The 14238-nt window shown below is 63.5% G+C and carries 14 protein-coding genes; 10 read left to right on the top strand and 4 right to left on the bottom strand.

Going from position 1 to position 14238, the window contains the following annotated elements; genetic code table 11:
- Positions 1–207: 207 nt before the first annotated feature.
- The 6 genes from ACWTU9_RS04780 (at position 208) to phoB (ending at position 6399) form a co-directional block, all read left to right on the top strand.
- Positions 208–1236: a substrate-binding domain-containing protein gene (locus tag ACWTU9_RS04780; protein WP_454586303.1), complete on the top strand. Its 1029-nt coding sequence runs from the start codon at positions 208–210 to the stop codon at positions 1234–1236.
- A gap of 96 nt (positions 1237–1332) precedes the next feature.
- A complete protein-coding gene (gene pstC, locus ACWTU9_RS04775) occupies positions 1333–2793 on the top strand; it encodes a phosphate ABC transporter permease subunit PstC (RefSeq protein ID WP_455857311.1) in 1461 nt (486 codons plus the stop codon).
- On the top strand, positions 2790–4106 hold the full coding sequence (pstA, locus tag ACWTU9_RS04770) for a phosphate ABC transporter permease PstA (RefSeq protein ID WP_455857310.1): 1317 nt from the start codon (positions 2790–2792) through the stop codon (positions 4104–4106). Before pstC ends, pstA begins: the two co-directional genes overlap by 4 nt.
- Before the next feature lie 17 nt (positions 4107–4123).
- On the top strand, positions 4124–4948 hold the full coding sequence (gene pstB, locus ACWTU9_RS04765; RefSeq protein WP_454586301.1) for a phosphate ABC transporter ATP-binding protein PstB: 825 nt from the start codon (positions 4124–4126) through the stop codon (positions 4946–4948).
- 40 nt (positions 4949–4988) lie between these two features.
- Positions 4989–5693: a phosphate signaling complex protein PhoU gene (gene phoU / locus ACWTU9_RS04760; RefSeq protein ID WP_455857309.1), complete on the top strand. Its 705-nt coding sequence runs from the start codon at positions 4989–4991 to the stop codon at positions 5691–5693.
- A gap of 16 nt (positions 5694–5709) precedes the next feature.
- Entirely contained in the window at positions 5710–6399 is a 690-nt protein-coding gene (phoB, locus tag ACWTU9_RS04755; RefSeq protein ID WP_010911896.1) for a phosphate regulon transcriptional regulator PhoB, read from the top strand.
- Here phoB and ACWTU9_RS04750 read toward each other — a convergent pair whose 3' ends face one another.
- The gene (locus tag ACWTU9_RS04750) at positions 6400–7641 is read right to left on the bottom strand and encodes an ROK family protein (RefSeq protein ID WP_455857308.1); all 1242 of its coding nucleotides are present in this window, start codon (positions 7639–7641) and stop codon (positions 6400–6402) included.
- Between the two features lie 270 nt (positions 7642–7911).
- Between ACWTU9_RS04750 and xylF the strand changes: the two genes are divergently transcribed.
- From xylF to ACWTU9_RS04730, 4 genes are all read left to right on the top strand, one after another.
- Positions 7912–8952 carry a D-xylose ABC transporter substrate-binding protein gene (xylF, locus tag ACWTU9_RS04745; RefSeq protein ID WP_455857307.1) on the top strand — a complete coding sequence of 347 codons (1041 nt, stop codon included), beginning with the start codon at positions 7912–7914 and terminating at the stop codon, positions 8950–8952.
- A 142-nt stretch (positions 8953–9094) separates the two neighbouring features.
- Positions 9095–10411 (top strand): sugar ABC transporter permease, encoded by a 1317-nt coding sequence (locus ACWTU9_RS04740; protein ID WP_455857306.1) that lies wholly within the window; start codon positions 9095–9097, stop codon positions 10409–10411.
- A 13-nt stretch (positions 10412–10424) separates the two neighbouring features.
- Complete coding sequence (locus tag ACWTU9_RS04735) at positions 10425–11228, top strand: ATP-binding cassette domain-containing protein (RefSeq protein WP_455857305.1); 804 nt, start codon at positions 10425–10427, stop codon at positions 11226–11228.
- A 164-nt stretch (positions 11229–11392) separates the two neighbouring features.
- Complete coding sequence (locus tag ACWTU9_RS04730) at positions 11393–13039, top strand: CHASE domain-containing protein (RefSeq protein ID WP_455857304.1); 1647 nt, start codon at positions 11393–11395, stop codon at positions 13037–13039.
- 39 nt (positions 13040–13078) lie between these two features.
- On the opposite strand, the gene ACWTU9_RS04725 is transcribed toward ACWTU9_RS04730, so the two are convergent.
- From ACWTU9_RS04725 to ACWTU9_RS04715, 3 genes are all read right to left on the bottom strand, one after another.
- A complete protein-coding gene (locus tag ACWTU9_RS04725; protein ID WP_112559509.1) occupies positions 13079–13321 on the bottom strand; it encodes a YMGG-like glycine zipper-containing protein in 243 nt (80 codons plus the stop codon).
- An 83-nt stretch (positions 13322–13404) separates the two neighbouring features.
- The gene (locus ACWTU9_RS04720; protein ID WP_454573130.1) at positions 13405–13731 is read right to left on the bottom strand and encodes a hypothetical protein; all 327 of its coding nucleotides are present in this window, start codon (positions 13729–13731) and stop codon (positions 13405–13407) included.
- Between the two features lie 151 nt (positions 13732–13882).
- A complete protein-coding gene (locus ACWTU9_RS04715; protein WP_455857303.1) occupies positions 13883–14065 on the bottom strand; it encodes a hypothetical protein in 183 nt (60 codons plus the stop codon).
- Positions 14066–14238: the final 173 nt, after the last annotated feature.

Genomic DNA, 14238 nt, shown 5'->3' with positions numbered 1-14238 from the left:
CGCAAAATCCCGCAAGCTTATGATTCCAGCGGCAAACTGCGGCTCTCGCGAAGAGGCCGGCCGGCTGCGGCTTTCGGGGCGTCCACCCGACGTTACCGGGCTGACACGAAACTGTCATGCGACTGTAATAATCGAAGGCTATTGGCCTCAGCGGGCGCCGGCTGAAGAGGGCGCCGAGAGACCATATTCCGAACAGGAGCAGGCCACATGAAGAAATTCCTCGTTACGGCGTCGGCCGTGGCGCTTGCGCTCGCCGCATCGTCGGGTGTCGCCGCCGCGCGCGACCAGATCCAGGTCGCCGGTTCGTCGACCGTGCTACCCTACGCCAAGATCGTCGCCGAGCAGTTCGGCGAAACCTTCACCAACTTCAAGACCCCGGTGGTCGAGTCCGGCGGCAGCGGCGCCGGCATCAAGGAATTCTGCAAGGGCGTCGGCGAAGACACCATCGACATCGCCAACTCCTCGCGTCCGATCAAGAAGGACGAACTGAAGTCCTGTGCCGACGCGGGCGTCAAGGAAGTCCAGGAAGTCCGCATCGGCTATGACGGCATCGTCTTCGCCACCGACATCAAGGGCCCGGATTGGGCGCTGGTTCCGGCCGACATCTACAAGGCGCTCGCCGCCAAGCTGGTCGTTGACGGCAAGCTGGTCGACAATCCGAACACCAAGTGGAGCCAGGTCAACCCGAAGCTGCCCGACTGGGATATCGCCGCCTACATCCCCGGTGAAAAGCACGGCACCCGCGAAGTGTTCGAGACCAAGCTGCTCGACGCCGGCTGCGACAAGGACGCCCTGAAGGCCACCGGCATCGCCGACGACAAGGAAATCGGCAAGACCTGTATCGCCATCCGCAAGGACGGCAAGGCCGTCGACATCGACGGCGACTACACCGAGACGCTCGCCCGCATCGACTCCAACAAGACCGGCGTCGGCGTGTTCGGCCTCGCCTTCTACGAGAACAATGCCGACAAGCTGAAGGTCGCCACCGTGAAAGGCATCGTGCCTTCTACCGAGACCATCGCCGACGGCACCTACCCGGTGTCGCGCCCGCTGTTCTTCTACGTCAAGAAGGCGCATCTCGGTGTCGTCCCCGGCCTCAAGGAATATGTCGAGTTCTTCCTTGACGACCAGATGATCGGCCCGGAAAGCCCGCTCGCCCAGTACGGCCTGGTTTCGGCTCCCGACGCCGAGCGTCAGAGCCAGCGCGACGCCTTCGCCGCCGGAAAGACGATGTAATCAACTGACCGGATCAGGGCGCGGACCAAATCCGCGCCCTGATTTCGCCGCTTGCCGTAACGGCGGCGGCGATCTGAATTTTCCCAGGGGTGGGTGATGTCGTCCTTGCTCGTACTCGCCATAGTCGTTGTCATCGGCGTGGTCGCCTTCGTGATCGGCCGCCAGCGCGCCGCGGCGCACGATACCGGCAAGGTAAAGCCGCATTCGCGCGCCCACTATCACGGCTGGTGGGCCTTTCTGCTCGCCGTCCTGCCTGCCGTCCTGCTGCTCGCCGTCTGGGACATCGGCTCGTCCTTTTATCTCGACCGGCACATCCACGCCGCCCTGCCCGAGCGCACTGTCGACTCCAAGGTCGCCAGCGAAGCGCTCGACGTCAGCCTGGTGAAGAGCCTCGCCAAGGGCCTGCGCCGGCTCGATGCCGGCACGCCGCTTCCCGCCACGTTCGCTGAATTGCAGCCGCTGCTCATCGCCAAGGGCGTGGCGCTGGCCAGCGATACGCAGGATTACATGATCCCGATCGCCGCCGATGCGAACACGGTCCAGGATAGGCTCGGCCTGTTCGGCGCCGTCGTCACCTTGGCCTTGTCTGTCGCAGGCGCCTTCTATGCGCTGCGGCAGATCGCTCCACGCGCCAGGGCGCGCAACAATGTCGAGAGGCTGATGCTGTGGGGGCTGCTTGCGGCGTCGACCATCGCCATCCTGACCACGGTCGGCATCGTGCTTTCGATGCTGTTCCAGACCATCACCTTCTTCGAAAGCGTGTCGCCGATGAGCTTCTTCTTCGGCACCGTGTGGGATCCGCGTTTCGCCGCCGCCGGCTCCGGCGGCAGCCAGGGCCAGTTCGGCCTGATCCCGCTGCTCGCCGGCACGCTCTACATCGCTGCCGTCGCCCTGGTGGTGGCCGTGCCGGTCGGGCTGATGTCGGCTGTCTACATGTCCGAATATGCCTCGCGCAGCGTACGTTCGGTGGTCAAGCCGGCGCTGGAACTGCTGGCCGGCATCCCGACCATCGTCTACGGCATCTTCGCCGTGGTCACGCTCGGACCGTTCCTGCGCGACCTGTCGGCGGCACTCACCGGCGGTTCGCCCTTCATCCAGGGCCAGAGCATCTTCACCGCCGGCCTGGTGATGGGCGTGATGCTGATCCCGGTCGTGTCCTCGCTGTCCGACGACATCATCACCGCGGTGCCGCGCGCCATGCGTGACGGCTCGCTCGGCCTCGGCGCGACGCGCTCCGAGACGATCAAGCGGGTGATCCTGCCGGCCGCACTTCCGGGCATTGTCGGCGCCATCCTTTTGACGGCGTCGCGCGCCATCGGCGAGACGATGATTGTCGTGCTGGCGGCCGGCGTTGCCGCCAATCTCACCGCCAATCCATTCGAGGCGATGACGACCATCACCGTCAAGATCGTCAACCAGTTGACCGGCGACCTCGAGTTCAACTCGCCGCAGACGCTGGTCGCTTTCGCGCTCGGCCTGACGCTGTTCGCACTGACGCTGGTGATGAACATCGTCGCCCTCTACATCGTGCGCAAGTACCGGGAGCAGTACGAATGACCGACATTCCCCTGGACACGATGGCGGGCACTGTTGCGCGTCCGCGCCGCGATATCGGGCTGAAGGCGCGCTATGCCGCCGAACGCCGGTTCCGCATCTACGGTATGATTGCGATCTCGGTCGGCCTGGCTTTCCTGGCCATCATGCTGATCACCATCGTCTCGAAAGGCTATACGGCCTTCTGGCAGACGACGGTGACGCTGCCGATCACTTTCGACGAGAAGGTCATCGACCCGTCGAACAAGCGCGCCACCGATCCGAGCGTGCTGATCAAGGCGAACTATCCCAAGCTTGCCGACAACGCGCTGGTCGCCAAGCTCGGCATCGATCCGGCCAACAAGCCGATGATGCTGAAGCTCAAGGGCTTCCTGTCGGAAGGCGCCCGCGTCCAGCTGCGCGACATCGTCATGGCCGATCCGTCAGTGATCGGCACGACGCGCGACGTCAATATCCTGGCGGCCGCCAATCTCGACTCGGCATTCAAGGGCCAGATCGATCTCGGCGTCGAGGAGGCGCGCCGCAAGGTCTCCGACCAGCAGATCGAATGGATGAACAAGCTCAAGACCGACGGCGCGATGGCCGAACATTTCAACACCGGCCTGTTCACCTATGGCGCCTCCAGCCGGCCTGAGACGTCGGGCATGGGCGTGGCGATCATCGGCTCGTTCTACATGATGGTGATCGTGCTTCTCCTGGCACTGCCGATCGGCGTCGCCGCCTCGATCTATCTCGAGGAATTCGCCAAGAAGAACCGCTTCACCGACCTGATCGAAGTCAACATCAACAATCTGGCGGCGGTGCCGTCGATCGTCTTCGGCCTGCTTGGCCTCGCGGTGTTCATCAACTTCCTCGGCATGCCGCGCTCGGCCGCCTTCGTCGGCGGCCTGGTGCTGACCCTGATGACGCTGCCGACCATCATCATCGCGACGCGCGCCGCCCTTGCAGCGGTGCCCCCGTCGATCCGCTCGGCAGCGCTTGGCCTTGGCGCCTCGAAGATGCAGATGGTGTTCCAGCACATACTGCCGCTTGCCGCTCCCGGCATCCTCACCGGCACCATTATCGGGCTGGCGCGTGCGCTCGGCGAGACAGCGCCGCTGCTTCTGATCGGCATGGTCGCCTTCGTGGCCGACTATCCGAAGACGCCTTTCGATCCGGCGACCGCGCTGCCGGTGCAGATCTACATGTGGGCAAACGAGGCCGAACGCGCTTTTGTCGAGCGCATGTCCGGCGCCATCATCATCCTGCTCGTCTTCCTCATGGCCATGAACATCACCGCGATCGTGCTTCGGCGCCGGTTCGAGCGGCGCTGGTAGAAAAAAGGCAATTTGGTATGAACATCATGACCGAACAGTCCCTTGAAAACGCAGTGGGCGACAAAATGAACGCCAAGTCGAACGAAGTCATCAAGATGCGCGGCGACAAGGTCGGCGTGTTCTACGGCGAGAAGCAGGCGCTGTTCGATGTCAACCTCGACGTCCGACAGAACCAGGTGACGGCGCTGATCGGCCCGTCCGGCTGCGGCAAGTCGACCTTCCTGCGCTGCCTCAACCGCATGAACGACACCATCGATTCGGCGCGGGTGACGGGCAAGATCACGCTGGACGAAGACGACATCTACGACAAGAGCATCGACGTCGTCGAACTGCGCGCCCGTGTCGGCATGGTGTTCCAGAAGCCCAATCCGTTCCCGAAGTCGATCTACGAGAACGTTGCCTACGGCCCGCGCATCCATGGGCTGGCCAAGCGCAAGTCCGACATGGACCAGATCGTCGAATCCAGCCTGAAGAAGGCGGCGATCTGGAACGAGGTCAAGGACCGCCTGCAGGAGCCCGGCACCGGCCTGTCCGGCGGTCAGCAGCAGCGTCTGTGCATCGCGCGCGCCATCGCCGTGTCGCCGGAAGTGATCCTGATGGATGAGCCCTGCTCGGCGCTCGACCCGATCGCCACCGCCCGCGTCGAGGAGCTGATCGACGAACTGCGCCAGAACTACACGATCGTCATCGTCACCCACTCGATGCAGCAGGCGGCGCGCGTGTCGCAGCGCACGGCGATGTTCCATCTCGGCTACCTGGTCGAGGAGGGCGCCACCGACAAGATGTTCACCAACCCCGACGACAAGCGCACCCAGGACTACATTACCGGCCGCTTCGGCTGAGCCGTCCAGCGGTTGAATTTCAGGCACGAGGACCAGGATCATGGGTGAACATACCGTCGCCTCCTTCGATGAAGAGCTGGGGCAGATCAGCAAGCTGATCCGCGACATGGGCGATCTGGCCGGCTCGATGGTCAGCGGCTCGACCAAGGCGCTGCTCACTTCGGACAATGCGCTGGCGCAGCGCGTCGTTTCCGACGACGCCATCATGGACGCGCGCCAGCGCGAGCTCGACGACCGCGCCATCACGCTGATCGCTAAACGCCAGCCGGTGGCCAACGATCTGCGCGCCGTGGTCGGCTCGATCCGCATGGCCGGCGACCTCGAGCGCATCGGCGACCTTGCCAAAAACATCGCCAAGCGCGTCGGCACCGTCGGCCTCAGCGTCACGCCGCGCGACCTGTCGCACTCCATCGACGCGATGGCGCAACTGGTGCTGATCCAGGTGCAGGGCGTTGTCGAGGAATATGCTGCCGCCGATGCTGCAGCGCTGGCGAAACTCAGGAATGAGGACGAGCGCATCGACGTCAAATACACCTCGGTGTTCCGCGAGCTCTTGACCTACATGATGGAAGACCCGCGCAACATCACGGCCTGCACGCATCTCCTGTTCTGCGCCAAGAACCTGGAGCGCATCGGCGATCATGTCACCAACATCGCCGAAAATGCGTATTATGTGCTGACCGGCCAGCAATTGCCCGCCAATCGCCCGAAGCAGGACGAAACGGCGATGGCCACATCGCCCTGATAAAGGTGAACTGCTGATGATTGCGCCACGCATCATGGTCGTGGAGGATGAGGAGCCGCTGGGCGTGCTGCTCCGCTACAACCTCGAATCCGAAGGCTACCAGGTCGAGGTGGTTACACGCGGCGACGAGGCCGAAATCCGGCTGCAGGAAAACGTGCCGGATCTCTTGGTGCTCGACTGGATGGTGCCGGCGGTGTCCGGCATCGAGCTGTGCCGCCGGCTCAGGATGCGGCCCGAGACCGAGCGGCTGCCGATCATCATGCTGACCGCGCGCGGCGAAGAGAGCGACCGCGTGCGCGGCCTTTCCACCGGTGCCGACGATTATCTGGTCAAGCCGTTCTCGACGCCGGAGTTCATGGCGCGGGTGAAGGCGCTGCTGCGCCGCGCCAAGCCCGAAGTGCTGTCCAGCGTGCTCAAGGTCGGCGACATCGTGCTCGACCGCGAGTCGCACCGCGTCTACCGCAAGAAGAGCGAGATACGGCTGGGGCCGACCGAGTTCCGGCTGCTCGAATTCATGATGCGCCATCCCGGCCGTGTGTTCTCGCGCAGCCAGTTGCTCGACAATGTCTGGGGCGAGACGATCTATATCGACGAGCGCACGGTCGACGTGCATGTCGGGCGCTTGCGCAAGGCGGTCAACAATGGCCGCATGCCGGATGTGATCCGCACCATCCGTGGTGCGGGGTATGCGATCAGGGAAGACTGATCAGGCAACGCTCTTTCCAGCGCCCGCTCGCGCCTGCACGCCCGGCGCGAAAATCTCCTGGTCGACAAAGGTCAGCGCGCGCATGGCGCAGCCTTCGCGGATCAGCGGCAGCTCGTTGGGCTCGGTGTCGAAGGAGATTGACTTCGAGTGCTGGCCGCCGGCGGTCTGGGCAATCGCTTCGCGCAATGCCGGTTCGATCAGATCGAAGGCGGCGGCGCTGACGCCGACCATGGCGACCGGTGCCGGATCGATCAGCGCGAACAGGCTGCCGAGGCCGAAGCCGAGCGCCTCGCCGGCCTTGCGGTAGGCTTCCCGCTCCGGGCCATCGGTCTCGCGGGCCCGTGCGGCGAGCGCCCGCATGTCGGCGTCGCCGACATCGACCGGTTCGGCGTCCTCGCTCATCATTTTGGCGCTGCGCCAGATGGCATAGTTGCCGGCATAAGCCTCGACGCAGCCGCGCCGCCCGCAACGGCACAGCGCGCCGCCGGGCCGATGGATCATGTGGCCGAACTCGCCGCCCGACGAATGCGTGCCGGTGAACAGTTCGCCCTTCAACACCAGCCCCATGCCGATGCCGTGCGACAGCAGGATGGCGATGAAATCGTCGCGGTAGCGCTCAGGCTGGCGCCATTGCAGCGCCACTGCCATCATGTTGCAATCGTTTTCCATGGTGGCCGGAATGCCGAATTCTGCTTCCAGTATGTCAGCGAAGGCAATGTCGGTCAGCGGGGTGATCGGCGACCACAGCATGGCGCGCGCCTGCGAATCGGTGATGCCCTGGATGCCCATGGCAATGCGGGCGATGCTCTGGACATCGAGGTCGGGATCCTCGAGCCGCCGCCGCACGATTGCCGTGCATTCGCCGATCAGCTCGTCGCGCGGCATGGTCAACGTATCCAGCCGGCGCTGCTCCTCGGCGACCACCTGGCCGGCATAGTCGATGACGGTGACGGAAAGGAAATTAAGCGACAGCACCACGGTCATCACCGCCGCCGCTTCCGGATTGAGGCCCAGGCCGACTTGCGGCCGGCCGCGTTTCAGCGCTCCGGTCTCGCCTGCCTTGCTCTCGGCCAGGATGCCTTCCGCAATCAGGTCGGACGAGATTGCCGATATAGTCGAATGGCTGAGGCCGGTGGTCGCCGCGATCTCGGTGCGCGACGGCTGGCCGGCCCGGCGCACGGCCGAAATCACCATCGCGCGGTTGCGACGGCGCAGATCGTCGTGGCGGATTCCAACCGACATCTTTCTTGTTTCCTCCCGGTCCTCCTCCCGCCTCATGATAGTGAAGGCGGTCGGTGACACCAGCAAATATTGGCAGAAGCAGGCCGCCCTGTCATTGTTTATTGCGAGTCTCGAAAAAATTCACTGAGGCCATCAGATTCCATCAGAATCGATGTTGACAGCGTCTCGCCGTTGGATCAGTATTTTTTCGAGGCTCGAAAAAATAGAGCTTCTGTGTGCCGGCCTTCGGGCCAGTTTTGTCGCGCCGCGCGCGGCGCAGGGAGGATTATCATGAACAGATTTGCAGCCGCCATGCTGGCGGGTGTCGCCATGTCGCTGACGCTGGTGTCGGTCGCGCAGGCGAAGGACAAGGTCATCGGCGTGTCGTGGTCGAACTTCCAGGAAGAGCGCTGGAAGACCGACGAAGCGGCGATGAAGGCGGCGATCGAGGCGGCCGGCGACAAGTACATTTCCGCCGACGCGCAGTCCAATCCCGGCAAGCAGTTGACCGACGTCGAAAGCCTGATCTCGCAGGGCGCCAACTCGCTGATCATCCTGGCGCAGGACGCCTCGGCTATCGGCCCGGCGGTGCAGAAGGCGCTGGACGAAGGCATCCCGGTTGTCGGCTATGATCGCCTGATCGAGAACAAGGACGTCTTCTACCTGACCTTCGACAACAAGGAAGTCGGCCGCATGCAGGCCCGCGAAGTGTTCAAGGCGAAGCCTGAAGGCAACTACCTCTTCATCAAGGGCTCGGGTTCCGACCCGAATGCCGATTTCCTGTTCTCGGGCTCGATGGAAGTGCTCAAGGAAGCCATCGATTCCGGCAAGGTCAAGAATGTCGGCGAGGCCTACACGGATGGCTGGCTGCCGGCCAACGCCCAGAAGAACATGGAACAGTTCCTGACCGCCAACGACAACAAGGTCGATGCCGTGGTCGCGGCCAATGACGGTACCGCCGGCGGCGTCGTCGCCGCGCTGACGGCGCAGGGCCTGGCCGGAACCGTCCCGGTCTCGGGCCAGGACGGCGACCATGCCGCGCTGAACCGCATCGCGCTCGGTACGCAGACCGTGTCGGTGTGGAAGGATGCGCGCGAACTCGGCAAGAACGCCGCCGAGATCGCCTCGCAGCTCGCCGACGGCAAGAAGACCGGCGACATTGCCGGCGCCAAGGACTTCACCACGCCTGGCGGCAACACCGTCAAGTCGCTGTTCCTGACCCCGGTTGCGATTACCAAGGACAACCTCAACGTCGTCATCGACGCCGGCTGGATCAAGAAGGAGGAAGTCTGCGCGGGTGTCGCCGCCGGCAGCGTCGCTGCCTGCAACTGATCTGCCGACTTCAAGTAAAGTAACGCCGCGGCTGACAGGCCGCGGCGTTTTTTCAAGGCAATTTGTGTTTCCGCCGCGGGCGGCTAACTTCTAGGCTGTGGTCCGGCATCCGCGTCAGACGGCAAGCCGCTGGGAGGACATCATGACCGACACGACCTCGACTTCGCAGGCCGACACCGCGCGCGCGTCGGAACTCGGCGCGGTCGCGCGCTTCCTGAAGGCGACGGAGATCGACACCCGAATGCTCGGCATGGTCGGCGCGCTGGTGGTCATCTGGGTCGGCCTGCACATCCTGTCGGGCGGTCTTTTTCTGACACCGCGAAATCTGTGGAACCTGTCGGTGCAGACATCAGCGGTCGCCATCATGGCCTCCGGCATGGTGCTGGTCATCGTCATGCGCAACATCGATCTGTCGGTTGGATCGGCCGAAGGGGTGATCGGCATGGTCATGGGCTTCGCGCAGGTGCATTTCCTGGTGCGTTTTGTCGGGCTTGAGCTTGGCAATCCCTGGATCTGGGTGCTGGCGCTGGCGATCGGCCTGGCGGTCGGCCTTCTCATCGGCGCCTTCCAGGGTTTCATCATCGCCTATCTCGAAGTGCCGGCCTTCATCGTCACGCTCGGCGGCCTGCTGGTCTGGCGCGGTGCGGCCTGGTGGGTGACCAGCGGCCAGACCGTGGCCCCTCTCGATGCCACCTTCCAGCTGATGGGTGGCGGTCCCGCCGGATCGATCGGCGCGACCTGGAGCTGGGTCGTCGGCATCGTCGCCTGCCTTGCCGTGGTGTTCGCGCTGTTCAACGGGCGCCGACAGCGCAAGCGTTTCCGCTTTCCGCTGCGACCGATCTGGGCCGAGACGCTGATAGGCACTGTGACCTGCGCAGTCATCATGGGCGCGGTGTGGGTTGCCAATTCCTATCCATGGCCGGTCGGTATCGTGAAGCGGTATGCGGAGGCCAACAACATCGCCATTCCCGAAGGCGGGCTGTTCATCGCCCATGGCATCGCCATTCCGGTGCTGATGGCTGTGATGGTGGGCATCGTCATGACCTTCATCACCAAACGCACGCGTTTCGGCCGCTATGTCTTTGCCATTGGCGGCAACCCGGAAGCCGCCAACCTCGCCGGCATCAACACACGCTGGGTCACCATGAAGGTGTTCATGATCATGGGCGTGCTGGCTACGATCGCCGCTGCCATCTCGTCGGCCAGGCTGAATTCCGCGACCAACGCACTGGGCACGCTGGACGAGTTGCTGGTCATCGCCGCCGCCGTCATCGGCGGCACGTCCCTGGCCGGCGGTTCGGGAACCGTTATCGGCGCCATGCTGGGCGCGCTTTTGATGCAGTCGCTGCAGTCCGGCATGGTGCTTCTCGGCGTCGACTCGCCGCTGCAGAGTATCGTCGTCGGCGCAGTGCTGGTCGTCGCGGTGTTTCTCGACACCGTCTACCGCAAGCGCGTTTAGGAGGAGAACGATCATGGAAAAGACTGCTTCCGCAAACACCGGCACAGCGCTGATCGACATGCGCAACATCTCGATCGCCTTCGGCGGCATCCGCGCCGTCGACGATGCATCCATCGATCTTTTCCCGGGCGAGGTCGTGGCGCTGCTCGGCCATAACGGCGCCGGCAAGTCGACGCTGATCAAGATCCTGTCGGGCGCCTACAAGCGCGATGCCGGGCAGATCTTCGTCAACGGCCAGGAGGCGGCGATCTCCAACCCGCGCGACGCCAAGAAATACGGCATCGAGACGATCTACCAGACGCTGGCGCTGGCCGACAATGTCGACGCTGCCGCCAACCTCTTCCTCGGCCGTGAGCTGATGACCGGCTGGGGCACGCTCGACGATGTCGCCATGGAAGCCGAGGCGCGCAAGGTGATGGGCCGGCTCAATCCGCGTTTCCAGCGCTTCAAGGAGCCGGTGGTCAAGCTGTCGGGCGGCCAGCGCCAGTCGGTGGCGATCGCGCGCGCCATCCTGTTCAACGCCCGCATCCTGATCATGGATGAACCGACGGCGGCACTTGGGCCGCAGGAAACGGCGCAGGTCGGCGAGCTGGTCAAGCAGCTCAAATCCGACGGTATCGGCATCTTCCTGATCAGCCACGACATCCATGACGTGTTCGAGCTTGCCGACCGCGTCTGCGTGATGAAGAACGGCCAGGTCGTCGGCACCGCGCGCACCACCGATGTCACCCAGGACGAGGTGCTCGGCATGATCATCCTCGGCAAATGCCCGCCTGGCGCCATTCCCGGGCCGGGCGCGCTGAAGATCGCCGCCTGAGACATGCGCCATCATCGGCGGACGGTCATCTTCTCGATGCGCGATCGATAAGCCGGCTAATATCTGGACCATGATGTGCCAGCTGTCACGATGGTTTGGCCTCGCCATTGTGTTGGCGCGGTGACATGCCATAAAGGTTCCAGATACATGGGCCGCAGCATCCTTTGAAGAAGTTTTTCCCGATCGTCGCCTTCATTGCCGTCGCGCTTATCAGCCTGACGATGGCGGGCTTCGCCTACTTCGCCACCCAGGAGGCGGCGCGGATCAAATTCGAGGCGACGGCCGACGATGCGCTCAACCGTATCGAAAGCCGCATCGACCTGCATCTTTCGCTGCTGCGCTCGACCCAGGCCCTGTTCGACGCTCGCAATGGCGAGATTTCGCGAAGTGAGTTCAAGGCCTTCTTCGGCGCGCTCGACCTCGACACCAATTTCGCCGGCATGCGCGGCATCGGTTATCTCAGGCTGGCCAAAGCCGGCGATGAAGCGGCGGTCGAGCGCGACATGTTGCGCGACCGCGGCGTGCCCCACACTGTCTATCCGGACACGGCGCAGTCCTGGCGCACGCCCGTCGTGCTGTTCGAGCCGCTCGATCCTGCCAACGAGTCGACCATCGGCTACGACATGTTCACCGACCCGGTGCGGCGCGAAGCGATCGAAAAGGCGATGGCCGATGACGCACAGCATGCAAGCGGTCTGGTTCAACTCGGCCAGGGCACCGGCGCGGCGCAGACCTTTACCGGCTTCCTGGTCTTCGTCAGGCTCAATGTCGAAACCGCGCCGGATGGCATCAACGCGTCCAGGTCGTCGACATCAGGCTTTCTCTACGCCGCTTTCCGCGCTCGCGACTTGTTCCAGACGGCGCTCAGCCGCACACCGCTGCTGCCGGTCAACACCGAGGTCTATGACGGCAAGGTCGACGCCGGCAATCTTCTGTTCCAGTCGGAAACGCCGCCGGTTGCGAGCTTTGGAGACAGGCTGTTGGTGACGCGCAAGATCATCGTCGCCGGCCGGCCGTGGACGGTGCTGTTTCGGCCGACCAGCGCTTTCTCGCAGCCGTCTTCGCGCGCCATTCCGGTGATGCTCGGCCTGTTCGGGCTGCTCCTGGCCGGCGCCATCGCACTGGTGGCCCGCTACCAGGAGCGCGCCTATGACGCCAAGTCGCTGTTGCACGAGACGACGGAAAAGAGCCTGCTCGAAAAGGATCTGATGCTGCAGGAGATGAAGCATCGGATCAAGAATTCTATCACGCGGGTGCTGGCGATCGCGCGCCAGACGGCGGCGCACGCCACCGACGTAAAGGAGTTCTCGTCCTCGTTCTCGGCCCGTCTGCAGGCAATGGCGGCCTCCCAGGACATGCTGACGCGCTCGCGCTGGCAGAAGGCCGACCTTGGCGACCTCTTGCGCATCGAGCTTGGCCAGGTGTTCGGCAAGGAGCTTCCCGACGGGATATTGTCAGGGCCTCAGGTGCTGCTCGACGAGACGACGACGCAGGCGCTTGGCCTTACCTTCCATGAACTGGCGACGAATGCGCTGAAATATGGCGAGGCCGGCAATTCGGTTGGCGCGCTGAAGGTCGACTGGTCGTTCCAGGGGCGTGGGCCCGACAGAATGCTGGTCCTGAATTGGCGCGAGGCCGGACAGAAGCAACTCGAAGCGCCGGCCAAGACCGGCTTCGGCACCAAGCTGATCGATCTCAATGTCACGCGCGAATTACGCGGCACGATCAGCCGGAATTTTCGCGCCGACGGGCTTACGGTGGAAATCAGGATTCCGCCGCCTGATACGGGCAAACAAACGGAGACCGGCTGACCGGTCTCCGTCTCGATTGTTTGACGCTTTTGAAGCGGATCAGCAGCGAGCGGTGTAGAGCCGCCCGCGATTGTCGCGATACTGGCAATAGCCATTGCGCAGGTTGCGCACCAGCAGACCGGAACCGGCACCAACGGCTGCGCCGATGAGCGCACCCTTGCCACCGCCAACCAGGCCGCCGACGCCGGCGCCAACCAACGTTCCGACACCAACGTCCTGCTCGGTCGTGCTGCAGCCGCTGACGGCGACCACTGCAACCATGGCAATAATCAATTTCCGCATTGAGTCTCTCCTCACTTTCGTCCTCACTTTAGTAAGCTCCAGCCGCCATTTAGCATGAAATACCGGCTTTTGCCCGCTCGAACTTATTGTTGGTGAAGATAGTCTTTTTCGGGGCGCGTCCCATTCGACGCAACCACGATGTTTGAAATCTGCAAGGATGCGTCGAGCGAACCATCCGGGCGCACGTTCCAGACGATCTGGTCGTAGTCGTCCTCCAAGGCGGGATCGACGGCAAGACACTTGGCAACGACATGCTGGGCCTGACCCTGCACGTCACCCATGGCGAAAGGCCGCTCGGCAGTGCACGCCTCAGCGGTCTCGAACACGCTGACCGGCACCGGCAGTTCGCGGCATTCGGTCATGCTGTTCGAACAGCCAATTACCAAAAGCAAAGCGGCGATGTGTTCCACGACTAGAGATCCTCTCACCACAAGAACGGTCGACAGCCGTCAAAGTTCCTGTGATGAAAGGTGGGGACGTTGATATTGGCTGGCCAGGAGCCAGACAAGCATCTCAGCTCAGCCTGATTGGGGAATAAGCGCGAACCCGAGCGATCCCGGCTCAGCCCAGTTGCGACGCCACGATCAGCACGATGGCGACGACGAACGCGACAGCGGCGAAGCGAAGGAAGGGATGCCAGGCGTGCGGCAAAGGCGACGCGGGGGCATCAGGATCCTGAAAGCCGCTCATCGAGACGCGGGCGGCCTGCTCCAGCCTGTTCATATCGGCAACCGTCAAGGTCATTCCTCCCATAGGTGCGTTGCAGGCTGTGGCCGAAACGTCGGTTCAATCGGTCAGGATCCAGCAATCTCTGGGAACCGCAGCATCGGACTTTATGGTGAACAGCCGGTTAAGGACCCCAGCGCTTTGGTTTTCTGGTTGGACGCAAATCCCGAGGAAAGCTCTACGCGCTTTTG

It is taken from the genome of Mesorhizobium sp. 128a (assembly GCF_053848025.1).
This window is presented reverse-complemented; position numbering and strand designations above follow the sequence as displayed.

Excerpts from the sequence above, each read along its gene's own strand:
- ACWTU9_RS04780 (WP_454586303.1), top strand. The coding sequence starts at position 208 with ATGAAGAAATTCCTCGTTACGGCGTCGGCCGTGGCGCTTGCGCTCGCC.
- pstC (WP_455857311.1), top strand. The coding sequence starts at position 1,333 with ATGTCGTCCTTGCTCGTACTCGCCATAGTCGTTGTCATCGGCGTGGTC.
- pstA (WP_455857310.1), top strand. The coding sequence starts at position 2,790 with ATGACCGACATTCCCCTGGACACGATGGCGGGCACTGTTGCGCGTCCG.
- pstB (WP_454586301.1), top strand. The coding sequence starts at position 4,124 with ATGAACATCATGACCGAACAGTCCCTTGAAAACGCAGTGGGCGACAAA.
- phoU (WP_455857309.1), top strand. The coding sequence starts at position 4,989 with ATGGGTGAACATACCGTCGCCTCCTTCGATGAAGAGCTGGGGCAGATC.
- phoB (WP_010911896.1), top strand. The coding sequence starts at position 5,710 with ATGATTGCGCCACGCATCATGGTCGTGGAGGATGAGGAGCCGCTGGGC.
- ACWTU9_RS04750 (WP_455857308.1), bottom strand. The coding sequence starts at position 7,641 with ATGTCGGTTGGAATCCGCCACGACGATCTGCGCCGTCGCAACCGCGCG.
- xylF (WP_455857307.1), top strand. The coding sequence starts at position 7,912 with ATGAACAGATTTGCAGCCGCCATGCTGGCGGGTGTCGCCATGTCGCTG.
- ACWTU9_RS04740 (WP_455857306.1), top strand. The coding sequence starts at position 9,095 with ATGACCGACACGACCTCGACTTCGCAGGCCGACACCGCGCGCGCGTCG.
- ACWTU9_RS04735 (WP_455857305.1), top strand. The coding sequence starts at position 10,425 with ATGGAAAAGACTGCTTCCGCAAACACCGGCACAGCGCTGATCGACATG.
- ACWTU9_RS04725 (WP_112559509.1), bottom strand. The coding sequence starts at position 13,321 with ATGCGGAAATTGATTATTGCCATGGTTGCAGTGGTCGCCGTCAGCGGC.
- ACWTU9_RS04715 (WP_455857303.1), bottom strand. The coding sequence starts at position 14,065 with ATGACCTTGACGGTTGCCGATATGAACAGGCTGGAGCAGGCCGCCCGC.